We start from the raw sequence: 12,812 nt of genomic DNA on the forward strand, positions 1-12,812 counted from the left end.
AATGAATGGAGTTGAAGTGGAAATGACCAAGAACGAAGGGGCAGCGAGGGCGCTGCCGGTGCAGGACGCACGGATTTATCCGCGTGGTGGGTTGGACGTGCTGTCACGGGCTGAAGTTGCGCGGTTGCGCGATGCTTCTGGCGGTGGCATGCATGAACTGCTGCGTCGCTGTGCATTGGCGGTGCTGACCAGTGGCAGCGCCTCGGACGATCCGCGCGCTGCGCGCGACCTGTATCCGGACTTCGATGTACAGGTGACCCAGCAGGACCGTGGTGTCCGCATCGACCTGAGCAATGCGCCGGCGGTGGCCTTCGTGGATGGCGAAATCATCCGCGGTATCGCCGAGCTGCTGTTCTCGGTGGTACGCGATCTTGCCTACATGGCCATCGAGCTGGGGCCGGAGTACGCCTCCGACCTGGAGACCTCCGACGGCATCACCAATGCGGTGTTCGGCGTGTTGCGCAATGCGCGCATCCTGCAGCCCAGCGACCCGAACCTGGTCGTGTGCTGGGGCGGTCACTCGATCTCGCGTGACGAATATCTCTACACCAAGCAGGTCGGCTATGAGCTGGGCCTGCGTGGCCTGGATATCTGCACGGGCTGCGGCCCGGGTGCGATGAAGGGGCCGATGAAGGGCGCCACCATTGCCCATGCCAAGCAGCGCAAGACCAATACCCGTTACATCGGCATCACCGAGCCGGGCATCATCGCTGCCGAGTCGCCGAACCCGATCGTCAACCATCTGGTGATCATGCCGGACATCGAGAAACGCCTGGAGGCGTTTGTCCGTCTTGGCCATGGCATCATCGTGTTCCCGGGCGGCGTCGGTACCGCCGAAGAGATCCTGTACCTGCTCGGCATCCTGTTGAGCGAGGAGAACAAGGATCTGCCGTTCCCGCTGATTCTCAGCGGCCCGGCCATTGCCGCGCCTTACTTCCAGCAGATCGACCGCTTCATCCGCCTGACCCTGGGTGACAAGGCTGCCGAGCGCTACGAGATCATCGTCGGCGACCCGGTTGGCGTGGCCCGCAAGATGTCGCAGGGCATCAAGCGTGTGCGCGAGTTCCGCCTGGCGCAGCGCGATTCGTTCTTCTACAACTGGCAGGTGGAGATCCCACTGCCTTACCAGCAGCCGTTCGTGCCTACGCACGAAGCCATGGCCGGGCTGGACCTGCACAAGGGGCGTCCGGCCCCTGACCTTGCCGCCGACCTGCGCCGCGCGTTCTCCGGCATCGTCGCCGGCAACGTCAAGGAAGAGAGCATGGCCCGGATTGAGGAATTCGGCCCGTTCAAGATCCACGGCGATACCGAGATGATGCAGGCGCTGGACGAGCTGTTGCGCGCGTTTGTAGAGCAGCGCCGGATGAAGATCTCCGGTGAGTACCGACCGTGTTATCAGGTGGTTGCCTGAGTATCAGCCGGGTAAGGTGATTGTGGTGATGTGGCGGCCATTCGTCGAATGTGTTGCCACATCGCCAAGGCCTGCAGTGAGGGCTTGGATGCGGGCTTTGGATGATTCCAGGCCGACCTTGTGACCGCCGCGCATCGGTGCGTAGCCCGTTGGCGGCAGTGCGTTCTCAATCGTTACCCTTACCTGGTTCACTTCCTGGCGGACGGTGACGTTGACGTCGCCGCCTTCGGCGTAGGGTTCAATGCCATAGCGGATCGCGTTCTCAACCAATGGTTGCAGGGACAGCGTTGGCACCTTGATGGTGGGCAGGGGGGCTGGCGTATCCCAGTAGATACGCATGCGCTCGCCAAAGCGCAGTTTTTCAATCTCGACGTAGCGTTGGGTCAGGGCGATCTCGTCTGCAAGGGCAATCTCCTGTGGGCCGGCCAACGCGGCGCGGAACAGGTCGGCCAGATCCAGTAGAAGGTGTTCGACGACTTCCGGGCGCTGGTGCACCAATGCCGCGCCGGTGTTGAGCGTATTGAACAGGAAGTGTGGGCGGATCCGTGCCTGCAGGGCTTCAAGTTCGGCTTGCTTGGTGCGTACAGCGAGCTGGCGGGCACGCCAATGGTTCTGGAAGGCGGCCACGCCGAGCAGCCCGAAGGTGAGGATGATGCCGGTGAAACGGAGTAGCGCGGACAGCCAGTTGCCCGCCGACATCGGCCACAGCGCCCTGAGCAGCCACCAGCAGGCGGTGCAGACCAGCAGATTGCATACCACCAGCAGTAGCAAGGTGATGTTGGCTACCCAGGTGGGTGGCAGGCGGGACAGCGGGGTGCGCAACAGGTAAAGGGCGCCCAGCGCGGACAGGGACACCCACTGCACCATCAAGGAAAGCACCCCGAACAACACCCAGCGACTGCCGCTGATCTCCGGTGCCAGTGCCAGGATGATCGCCAGGCCCTCGCCGGCAATGATGGTCCAGATGATGGCGGGGGCCTTCCACAGGGCGTCAAGCGGGGTGATCGCTTGCCCGGTGGCTGGCTTGGGGTGGGCGCCGCCATTGGTCATGAATGAATTACCGTCCATCGGCAGGGGCTGGCTATGGTGTGGGAGGCTGGCTTAGCGTGTCAGCTTAGACAATATGGGGAGCTTGCGCATGGTCAGGTTTCGGCCAGCAAGGGGTTGCAGGGCGGGGCGCGCGCGCGCCAGGGGCTTCACCCTGGTTGAGATGATGGTGACTGTCGCGGTGATAGCGATCGTGGGTGCGATCGCAGTGCCGGCTTTCAGCAACATGATCAGGCACAACCGGGTTGTTTCCAGCAGCAACGAAATGATTGCAGCCTTGCAGCTTGCACGTTCCGAGGCATTGGCACGTCGTTCTACCACAGCACTGTGTGCCAGCAACGATGGCAGCACCTGCTCCGGTAGCGTGGGCTCACGCTGGATCGTACTGTCGACGAAGAGTGGGGTGCCCACGGTGCTACGTTCGATCACGGTGCATCCCGGGTTGCGCCTGGTGCCCAGCGCCAACCTGGCAGGTTCTGCGCGCATCGGCTTTTCGTCCAGTGGTTTCGTACAGGTGGGCGCCGCGACCAGTGGCACCATTTCGCTGTGTGCTGCCGACTTGGGTGGTGACAACGCCGTGGACATTTCAGCGGCGGTAGTGCGCATTGCATCTGCGCGCCGTGCCGCTGGTTCTGGCTGTTCGGCTCCGGGAGATATCTGATATGACTCGCTATGGCAGAAAGCGCAGGTTCGGCTTGGCGCAGCAGCGCGGCATCAGCATGATCGAGGTGATGGTTGCGGTATTGATCCTGGCAATCGGTGTGCTTGGTATTGCTGCTTTGCAGGCCATCACCCTGAAGAACAGTGGTAGCTCGGCTGCACGTACCCAGGCAGCGCTGCAGGCGTATTCGATGATGGACATCATTCGCGCGGATCGGGCGAATATTGGCAGTTACAACACCAATATCTATGTCGCAGGTGATGGTGGGGATCCCGGCACCATGGCGGCCTGGCTTACTGGCTTGCAGCAGACGGTGGCCCCGGATGCGATGGGGCGGGTTGTCTGCGTCGCCAACACCATGAGTTGTACCGTTGGCGTGCAGTGGAATGATTCGCGAGCAACCGGTGGTGATTCCAAACAGCAGGTCGAGGTGGCAAGTAACCTATGAACGTCCAGAGCCCCCGCCGGCAGCGCGGTTTTACGCTGATCGAATTGATGGTTGCCTTGTTGCTGGGCCTTCTGGTCGTGGCTGCCGCGGGCAGTATTTTCCTGTCCAACCGCCGTGTCTATGGGTCGACCGAAGCGGTTGGTCGAATCCAGGAGAACCAGCGCGCCGCGTTTGAAATGATGGCCCGTGATATTCGTGAAGCGGGCGTCAATCCCTGCTCGCGGTTCACTGCGGCCAACCCGATCACGGTGCAGATGACAGGTGCGGACGCGCAGTTCTGGGGGCGCTTCGCCAATGGCATGTTCGGTGACACAAGCGATGGCAACGATGCGGTATCGCTGTATTTGGCCAACGGGCGCGAATACCGCGTGCAGGCGCATGCGCGGCCGGGTGATGCAGTTACCCTCAATACCGCGGCCGGGCTGGTTTCAGGCCAGGCATTGATGGTGTGCAATAGCGATCAGGCAATCGTGTTTTCCGTCACGGGTATTTCTGGTGCCGCGGTCCAGCATGCAGCAGGTAACAACTGTGGTGCGGGCCTGACCCCGACGCCCGACCTCGGCCAGTGCAGTGCTGCAGTTTCAGGGCCTGGTTATTGCTTCCGCGTCGCAGGCACGCCTACCGCTGCTGATGTAACGGCATGCCCGCGTGGGATTGGCCGGTCGCCTGCGTTCGTTGTCGTCCCTTATGAGGCGCGCTGGACCGTGGGGAGCAATACCCGCGGCGGATCTTCGTTGTACCGCACGGTGCAGGGCGCCCGCAGCGAGATCGCAGAAGGCGTGAGCGCGATGGCGTTGCGCTACAAGATTGGTTCTGCTTCCGGCTATGTGACGGCTGCTGACGTGGAAGCCGCCGCGGCCTGGGGGCGGGTGACCGCGATCCATCTGGCGTTGACCCTGCAGGCGGAGCGTGGCTCGATGACGGATTCGGACCGGCGCGGTGTTGATGGCGCCGTGCTGTCGCGGACGATGGAGGACTACATCGTCCTCCGCAATCATCAGGATGACATTCAATGAAAAGCAAATACGGGGCCCTTGGCCGGGGTGCGCAGTCTGGCGCAGCGCTGATCGTGGTGCTGATGATGCTGGTGGTGATTACCCTGCTGGGCTTGGCATCGATGCGTGGTGCCATCATGCAGGAGCGCATGGCGGCCAATACCATCGCGCGCGGCTTGGCCTTCCAGGGGGCCGAGGCCGGCTTGCGACAGGCTGAGATTGTCGTGCGCGATGGCAGTGTTGGTTTCCCAAGCTCAGGCTGTTCCAGCGGGCTGTGCGCGACGCCTCTGCCTGATGCGGATGCGCCTTGGGCGGCTGCGGACTTCTGGAAGAATGGTGCGTTCCGGGAAGGGGCGGCAGTCAGCACGGTCAATGGTGCGATCACCCCGAAGTTTGTGATCGAGGATTTTGGAACGTCGGTGAACGGTGGTGGTGCCTCTGACTGCATTGATTTCTCCAAGACCTGCATCCCAACCACCGAGCAGAGCGTTTTCCGTATCACCTCTTATGCAGCCACGGCAACGGGCACCGAGGTGGTCGTCCAATCGTTGTATCGCCGCTGATGGGGCACGTCATGAACTCAAAGACCAGATCTGAATCCATAAATGTCCTGGGCGAACGCGTTCGTACGTGCGCGCTGGCAATGGGGATATCCTTGGTTGCAGCGGGCTCTGCGCCAGCGGCGGTTTCGTTTCCGCCATATCCGCTGCTGACCGGCGGTGACTCCATTCCGCCCAACATCATGATGATTCTCGATGACTCCGGCTCGATGGCGTTTGAGTACATGCCTGATGACGAGTGTGAGTTCTCCGACGCGGGCTGTCCTGAGGGCAGGGGAACGCGTGTAGGTAAGTGGACAACCAGCAACGTCAATGTTGCACGTCGCGCCTACACCCGGAATACGCTGTATTACAACCCGGCAGTTACATACAAGCCGTGGTTGAATGCGGATGGTACTTCGCGCATGAACGGCGGAACCTCCTATTCTGCCGTGTACGCAAGTTTCAATCTGGTCGGTGGCGGCACGATCGACCTGGGTGATGCGGGTAGCTGCAGGAAATACAACTACAACCTTGGTTCCAACAACTCGCCAAGTTCCGATGAGCCGAACAGCGGCGGCAGGGAAGTGTGTGGTGGCGAGCAGGTCTTCTTCGTGCCCAAGGATCCTTCCAATACCACGGCCACTTATGTTGCCAATGGCAACAACTACCGGTTCTACAAGATCCTTGGTGGCGGGTCGGGTATTGTCAGTACGATCACTTATGGCACAGTAACCAGCACGGATAGCAATGCCGCGGGCTTTCCCAAGAGTTCGCTTTCTGCCACCAAGAATAATTGGCTGTACTACACAGTCGTCGTCCCCAGCGGAGCTACAAAGTTTGAAGTAACTACTTCTGGTGGCAGTGGCGATTCGGATTTGTATGTTCGGTACGGATCAAATCCGGCACTCAACAACTACGACTGCAGGTCGAATGGAGGCGGAAACTCCGAGACCTGTACTTTCAATGCGCCCAGTGCCGGTACTTACTACATCGGGGCATATGCGTATTCGGCGTTTTCCGGCATGACCATGAATGCAAAGGTGACGACGACGAATCGCTGTGGCGTCGGCACTGACAGCAAGGATTGGATCAACTGTTCCAATGCGTTGCCGACCTCGCGCACGCTGGCGCAGGAGTTGAGCAATTATGCGACCTGGTATTCCTACCATCGCACGCGTAACAAGATTGCCAAGGGCGGTGCTTCGGAGGCGTTTGGTGGGCTGGAGAAAAATTACCGTATCGGTTTCGACACGATCTGGAATCGTGGCGGCGGTACGGCCTCGGTCGGTGGTAACACGCCTGCCTTCCCGATTCCCACCAGTCGTAACAACGGACTGTTCGAAGACAAGACCGGTGCTACCAATCGCGGTGATTTCTTTGGCAGGTTGCAGAACGTAGTTGCCTACAATGGCACGCCGTTGCATGGCGCTCTTCAGCGTGCAGGGCGATATTTCAGTCGTTCCGATAGTGGAAGCCCATGGCGTGACGGGGCGGGCAACGAACTGAGTTGCCGGCAGAACTATGCGCTCCTGGCGACGGATGGTTATTGGAACAATGCCGGCACCGATGGTGGTTATACGACCAGTGTCGGTAACGCGGATAGTGGCAGCAAGTACTCCGATAGTTACAGCAACACGCTCGCCGACGTGGCGTACTACTACTGGAAGAACGACCTTCGTACCGATACGAACATGCCGAACAATGTGCGGCCGACCAGCTTGGATGAAGCTACCTGGCAGCACATGGTGACGTTTGGCATTTCCATTGGTGCACAAGGCACGCTTGATCCGACCAAGCCCGCGCCGGCCGTATGGCCTGATCCGACCAATGCCGAGGATGCCGAGCGTATTGATGATCTATGGCATGCCAGCCTCAATGGGCGTGGCGCGTTCGTGGTTGCATCGGATACCGAAAAGTTCGCTGCAGCGCTCAAGAGTGCGTTGCAGTCGATCGATGCGCGGACGGCCTCGGGTTCCAATATCGCATCCAGCTCCACCAAGACCGATACGACAACGCTGACGTTCGTGGCTGGCTTTACCTCGGTGACCTGGGTCGGTGATTTGAAGGCCAGTCCGTTCAATGCCTCCCTGACTGGTGTGTCTGATACGCCGCTGTGGCAGCTTTCGCAGACGTTCGGTGCAGGCGGGGTCAATGCTGATAGTTTCTCGTCACGCACCGTCCTGACAAGCATGAATGGGACGCCGGCACTGTTCAACAGTGCACTGGCCAATACGACGGTGTTCGCGCGTAGTGGTGGCAGCGACCCGGTGACGGCAAGCGAGAACATTGCGTATCTGCGCGGTGATCAGAGCAAGGAAAAATCGAAGAAGGACGGTGTTCTGCGCACGCGGACATATCCGATCGGTGACATCGTCGATTCCTCGCCAGCGTATGTCGACGATTCGAAGAGTGTTTTTGTCGGTGCCAATGACGGCATGATGCACGGCATCAATGCTGCTACAGGCAAGGTGCTGTTTTCCTACGTGCCGAAGGGCTTGGATTTTGCTTCGTTGGCGACGTTGAGCTCGCAGACTTACGAGCATCGGTATTTCGTGGACGGCCAGATCGATGTGATCAGCCGTGCCAATCAAGGCAATGGCAAGAACATCCTGGTAGGCGCATTGGGTCGTGGCGGGCGTGGCGTGTTTGCGCTGGACGTCACCAATCCCGGTTCGATGGGTGTGTCCAACGTACTTTGGGACCAGTCCTTCCAGACGCCTTCCAGTGGCGCTGATCCGGACGCCGACATGGGCTATGTGTTTGGTCCTGTCCGGATCCGCAAGGGGAATGAGGGCAAGACCTATGCGTTGGTGCCAAACGGCATCGATAGCCCCAATGGCTCGGCCACGTTGTACGCCTATGAGCTGTCGTCAACCGGTTCCATCGTCAAGACCCACAAGCTCACCGCAGACATGGGCTCGGGTAATGGTTTGATGTCGACCGGTTTGGCTGACCTCAATGCCGACGGGAAGGTCGATGTGGTCTACGGTGGTGACCTGAAGGGCAATATCTGGCGCTGGGATTTCACTGGGCTCAATCCTGGGGCTGCGGTAAAGGTGTTTCAGGCTGTCGATGGTGCTGGCAATGCGCAGCCTGTTACCGGCGGGCTGGGTGTTGGGCGTGATACCTCCGGCCGCATTTTCGTCGGGTTTGGTACCGGGCGTTACATCTCCAACAGTGATGTGCCTTCGTCTGATACCTCCCAGACGGTGCAGAGCATCTACGGCATCATCGACTCAGGCGCCGCCATCAGTGGGCGTAGTGTGCTGCAGGCGCGGACCATTCCTTACAGTGGCAAGACTGCCAAGGGTGAGGATGCGCGGGGTTTCGAGAACTATACGATGTTGCCAACCGACAAGCAGGGCTGGTACATCGACCTGCCGCGTCCTGAGCGCGTGACCTCGGCACCCACGATCTATGGTTCGGCCATGTATCTTGCCTCGCAGATTCCGGCGACCGGTGCCGATTGCAGTGGCGCTACTGGCAAGGGCTTTGTCAACGCCCTGAATCTATTCACGGGTACCAGTCCGAAGTCGGGTGGTTATTTCAATGACCAGACAGGCTTGACGGGCAAGGATGGCAGTACCGGTGTTATTGGTTCGATTGGGGTGACTGGTGGTATGCCGACCGAGGTGAACCTCACGAGTGCGTTGGCAACATGGGGCACGGGTGGCGGGCTTGATACGGGTAGCGGCGGTATTCCTTCGCCGACCGGCGGGCAGCCGCGGCGCATCAGTTGGCGTGAAATCGTTCCGGAATGAGAGGCGGGGCTATGAGCATGTTGAAGCAGAAAGGTTTTACGCTGATTGAGTTGATGATCGTGGTGGCGGTGATCGGCATTCTTGCCGGCATCGCCTACCCGAGCTATATCAATCATGTGGTCAAGGGGCGCCGTGTCGCTGCGGCTGGCTGCATACTGGAGTGGGGACAGTTGATGGAACGGCAATACGCCAGCAACCCGGGTGGCGGGTATGTCGGTGTAGCGGCGGGTACCGTGCTGCCTTGCCAGAACGAGATAAGCGCGCATTACGCCATCGGACCCTCCAATGTATCGGCAACCACCTATACGATCAGTGCAGTTCCGCAGGGCTCACAGGAATCGAAGGACACGCTGTGCAAGACGATCAGTATCAACCAGAATGGCGTACGAGCCGTGACTGGTTCGGCAGGCTCGGATACGAGTAAATGCTTCTGAGTGCTGTTTGAGTTTTTGATGGACGGGCCGCGTTGCGGCCCGTCCTGTTTTCGGGCTTCAAAAAGCCGGTGCAAAAAAAAACCTGCGATTGCTCGCAGGTTTTGAATTTTGGCGCCCGAAGTTGGACTCGAACCAACGACCCCCTGATTAACAGTCAAGTGCTCTAACCGGCTGAGCTATTCGGGCGGGGAGGCGCATTCTACTTAGCCCTGAAGATTGTTGCAACACCTTCGGGCTATTTTGTGCATCTGTCGACATTGCCGCTACGCTGGCTGCGCGCGCGGCCTGCGTTGTTGACTATCACTTTGCTGAGCAGGCTGCCGTCGCTGCCGCAGATGGATAGCGTGAGGTTTGAGCCGCTGCTGCGGCCGTCAGGGAGATACCGGATGCGGGTTCTGCCGGCCGTGCTGAATAGTTGCAGGCCGGAAACCGGTGGCGGCTCGGCGCGGATGATGTCGGTAGGTGCGTCGGGGCGGCCGTTGCCGTCGCGATCAAGAAACATCAGCCAGTCCTTCGACCAATCGGTGCCATTGCTGCACTGAGCACCATTGCTGGACGGACAGAGCACGGTTGCGGTGCGTCGGCTCACTGCTGTTGTCCTGGCCAGGTAGAGCTGTGCCATCACGGCGTTGCTGGCGGCAATCGCGCGATTGCGCTCGATCATGGATGCAAATTGTGGGACTGCCACCCCGGCAAGCGTTGCGACCACGCAGATGCAGACGAGCAGTTCGACCATGCTGACGCCATATTGGCGCGCAACTGGATGATGCCGGCGGTCTGGGTGGGAGGCTGGCATGGGGCGGGTATCGGGGCTGGGAGCAGTGATGCTCGCCAAAGCCTTGCAGTGGCGGTGTCGCTGGAGCGGGTGGCTGAACATGGGGTTAGCCCTTGCCGCGCCGTCGTCTCGGGGCTGGCTATACTGAGTGGTCCACGCAGGTCCTACTCGCCATGTCCGACAGCTTCCAGCTCGTATCGCCGTATTCGCCTGCCGGTGACCAGCCGGCTGCCATCGAAAAGCTGGTGGCCAACTTCGAGGCTGGCATCGCCAAGCAGACCCTGCTGGGTGTGACCGGCTCGGGCAAGACCTACACCATTGCCAATGTGGTGCAGCAGGTGCAGCGCCCGACGCTGGTGATGGCGCCCAACAAGACGTTGGCGGCGCAGTTGTACGGCGAGTTCAAGGCGTTCTTCCCGAACAACGCGGTGGAGTACTTCGTCAGCTACTACGATTACTACCAGCCCGAGGCCTATGTGCCGTCGTCGGACACCTTCATCGAGAAGGATAGTTCGATCAACGAGCACATCGAGCAGATGCGCCTGGCAGCGACCAAGACCTTGCTGTCGCGGCCGGATGCGATCGTGGTGGCGACGGTGTCGGCCATCTATGGCCTGGGTGCGCCGGAGGACTATCTGTCGCTGCGCCTGATCCTGTCCAAGGGCGAGCGCATCGATCAGCGCGACCTGATCAAGCACCTGACCCAGCTGCAATACACCCGCAACGAGTATGAGCTGCAGCGCGGCACCTTCCGGGTGCGCGGCGAGGTGATCGATGTATTCCCGGCCGAGCTTGACAGCGAGGCGCTGCGCATCGAGTTGTTCGATGGTGACATCGAGCAGCTGAGCATGTTCGACCCGTTGACCGGCGAAAGCCTGCGCAAGATGCAGCGCTACACAATCTATCCGAAGACCCATTACGCGACCACGCGTGAGCGTGTGCTGGCGGCGGTTGAAACCATCAAAGTGGAGCTGAAGGAGCGGTTGGAGCAGTTGTACGCACAGAACAAGCTGGTCGAAGCGCAGCGCCTGGCGCAGCGCACCCAGTACGATCTGGAAATGATGGCCGAGGTTGGCTATTGCAACGGCATCGAGAACTACTCGCGGCACCTTACCGGCAAGGCGGCCGGTGATCCGCCGCCGACCCTGTTCGATTACCTGCCGCCGGATGCATTGCTGGTCATCGACGAATCGCACGTGACCATTCCGCAGATCGGTGCCATGTACAAGGGCGATCGTTCGCGCAAGGAGACCCTGGTCGAATTCGGCTTCCGCCTGCCTTCAGCGTTGGACAACCGTCCGCTGCGCTTCGAAGAGTGGGAGGCGCGTTCTCCGCGCGCCATCTATGTGTCGGCAACGCCTGGTCCGTACGAACTTCGCGAATCGGGCGATGACATCACCGAGCTGGTGGTGCGCCCGACCGGCCTGATCGATCCGCAGGTGGAGATTCGCCCGGTTGGTACCCAGGTCGATGACCTGATGTCGCAGGCGACTGAGCGCATCAAGATGGGCGACCGCGTGCTGGTAACCACGCTGACCAAGCGCATGGCCGAGAACCTCACCGAGTACCTGGGTGAACACGGCATCCGCGTGCGCTACCTGCACTCTGACGTTGATACTGTCGAACGCGTGGAAATCATCCGCGATCTGCGCCTGGGCAAGTTCGATGTGCTGGTCGGCATCAACCTCCTGCGCGAAGGCCTGGATATGCCCGAGGTGTCGCTGGTCGCGATCCTCGATGCCGACAAGGAAGGCTTCCTGCGTTCAACCGGCTCGCTGATCCAGACCATCGGTCGTGCGGCGCGCAATGTGCGCGGCAAGGCGATCCTGTACGCCGACAAGATCACCCGCTCGATGCAGGCGGCGATCGACGAGACCGACCGTCGTCGGCAGAAGCAGGTGGAGTACAACGAGGCGCACGGCATCGTGCCGCAGTCGGTGATGCGGCCCATCGTCGACATCCTGGAAGGGGCGCATGAGGAAAGCTCGCCCAAGTCCGGTGCGAAGGGCAAGGGCCGGCGCGTCGCTGAGCCCGAGGCGGATTACCTGCCGCTGGAGCCGGCCAAGCTGGCGGCTCGCCTCAAAGAGCTGGAGCAGACCATGTACCAGCACGCCCGCGACCTGGAGTTCGAGGATGCCGCGCGTATCCGCGACCAGATCCATCGCCTGAAGGAAGCCAATCTGGGCTGAGGCGGCCCGGTGTGAAATATTTCCAGAAAACGGTTGTTCTTCGTGAAGAGCAGGGTTAAGATACGCGCCCTCGCAACGCTTAATTGTTGTTGAGAAGGGCGGTTAGCTCAGCGGTAGAGCACTACCTTGACATGGTAGGGGTCACAGGTTCGAACCCTGTACCGCCCACCACTTCCTCGCGAAGTGGCCACGAAAGCCCGGCGCCGGCCGGGTTTTTTGTTTCCAGGTGATGTAATGCGTTGCAGTACGGCTGATTCGGCCTTTGTGACGTAGAAAGGCTTCAGACGGGCGGTTAGCTCAGCGGTAGAGCACTACCTTGACATGGTAGGGGTCACAGGTTCGAACCCTGTACCGCCCACCACTTCGGGTTCCGGTAAACGGATCGAGGTGAAGAAAGAAAGGGCTGGCATGATTGCCGGCTTTTTCGTTTTCGGCGTTCTGCGGGCGCGCGCATTTGCTCATGCGCCAGAGCGCTTCATGAACTTCCAAGCACGGTGGCAAGCGCGGCTGGTTTCAAGTTTGATGCTGCGGCTGTCACGGCGCGATTTG

Annotated in this window: 10 protein-coding genes and 3 tRNA genes; 10 read left to right on the forward strand and 3 right to left on the reverse strand. The window is 60.3% G+C overall.

Annotated features, from left to right (window positions below; all coding sequences use genetic code 11):
• The first annotated feature begins 22 nt into the window (after positions 1-22).
• The gene (gene ppnN / locus AC13FW_RS15740; RefSeq protein WP_282267774.1) at positions 23-1,411 is read left to right on the forward strand and encodes a nucleotide 5'-monophosphate nucleosidase PpnN; all 1,389 of its coding nucleotides are present in this window, start codon (positions 23-25) and stop codon (positions 1,409-1,411) included.
• Between the two features lie 3 nt (positions 1,412-1,414).
• On the opposite strand, the gene AC13FW_RS15745 is transcribed toward ppnN, so the two are convergent.
• Positions 1,415-2,479, reverse strand: a complete 1,065-nt coding sequence (locus AC13FW_RS15745) for a sensor histidine kinase (protein ID WP_482989697.1) — start codon at positions 2,477-2,479, stop codon at positions 1,415-1,417.
• A 145-nt stretch (positions 2,480-2,624) separates the two neighbouring features.
• Between AC13FW_RS15745 and AC13FW_RS15750 the strand changes: the two genes are divergently transcribed.
• The 6 genes from AC13FW_RS15750 to AC13FW_RS15775 are packed head-to-tail and all read left to right on the forward strand — an operon-like array spanning position 2,625 to position 9,299.
• Entirely contained in the window at positions 2,625-3,119 is a 495-nt protein-coding gene (locus AC13FW_RS15750; protein WP_482989698.1) for a GspH/FimT family pseudopilin, read from the forward strand.
• Positions 3,064-3,567 (forward strand): type IV pilus modification protein PilV, encoded by a 504-nt coding sequence (gene pilV / locus AC13FW_RS15755; protein WP_296251989.1) that lies wholly within the window; start codon positions 3,064-3,066, stop codon positions 3,565-3,567. The genes AC13FW_RS15750 and pilV overlap by 56 nt, the downstream gene beginning before the upstream one ends.
• Positions 3,564-4,583, forward strand: coding sequence for a PilW family protein (locus tag AC13FW_RS15760; protein ID WP_296251991.1), 1,020 nt, complete (start codon positions 3,564-3,566; stop codon positions 4,581-4,583). The genes pilV and AC13FW_RS15760 overlap by 4 nt, the downstream gene beginning before the upstream one ends.
• Entirely contained in the window at positions 4,580-5,125 is a 546-nt protein-coding gene (locus AC13FW_RS15765; protein WP_296251993.1) for a pilus assembly PilX family protein, read from the forward strand. The genes AC13FW_RS15760 and AC13FW_RS15765 overlap by 4 nt, the downstream gene beginning before the upstream one ends.
• A gap of 11 nt (positions 5,126-5,136) precedes the next feature.
• Positions 5,137-8,865 (forward strand): PilC/PilY family type IV pilus protein, encoded by a 3,729-nt coding sequence (locus tag AC13FW_RS15770; RefSeq protein WP_482989699.1) that lies wholly within the window; start codon positions 5,137-5,139, stop codon positions 8,863-8,865.
• Positions 8,866-8,876: 11 nt separating this feature from the next.
• The gene (locus AC13FW_RS15775; RefSeq protein WP_296251997.1) at positions 8,877-9,299 is read left to right on the forward strand and encodes a type IV pilin protein; all 423 of its coding nucleotides are present in this window, start codon (positions 8,877-8,879) and stop codon (positions 9,297-9,299) included.
• Positions 9,300-9,408: 109 nt separating this feature from the next.
• Here the strand turns inward: AC13FW_RS15775 and AC13FW_RS15780 are convergent.
• Together AC13FW_RS15780 and AC13FW_RS15785 are read right to left on the reverse strand one after the other, a co-directional pair.
• Positions 9,409-9,485: transfer RNA gene (locus AC13FW_RS15780), tRNA-Asn, on the reverse strand.
• Between the two features lie 49 nt (positions 9,486-9,534).
• Positions 9,535-10,035, reverse strand: coding sequence for a GspH/FimT family pseudopilin (locus AC13FW_RS15785; protein ID WP_482989700.1), 501 nt, complete (start codon positions 10,033-10,035; stop codon positions 9,535-9,537).
• Positions 10,036-10,247: 212 nt separating this feature from the next.
• On the opposite strand from AC13FW_RS15785, the gene uvrB reads away from it, so the two are divergent.
• From uvrB to AC13FW_RS15800, 3 genes are all read left to right on the forward strand, one after another.
• The gene (gene uvrB / locus AC13FW_RS15790; protein WP_482989701.1) at positions 10,248-12,263 is read left to right on the forward strand and encodes an excinuclease ABC subunit UvrB; all 2,016 of its coding nucleotides are present in this window, start codon (positions 10,248-10,250) and stop codon (positions 12,261-12,263) included.
• Between the two features lie 96 nt (positions 12,264-12,359).
• Positions 12,360-12,434 (forward strand) — tRNA-Val (locus AC13FW_RS15795).
• Positions 12,435-12,549: 115 nt separating this feature from the next.
• Positions 12,550-12,624: transfer RNA gene (locus AC13FW_RS15800), tRNA-Val, on the forward strand.
• The last annotated feature ends 188 nt before the right edge of the window (positions 12,625-12,812 follow it).

The sequence above is a fragment of the Stenotrophomonas sp. 21LCFQ19 genome (assembly GCF_056861425.1).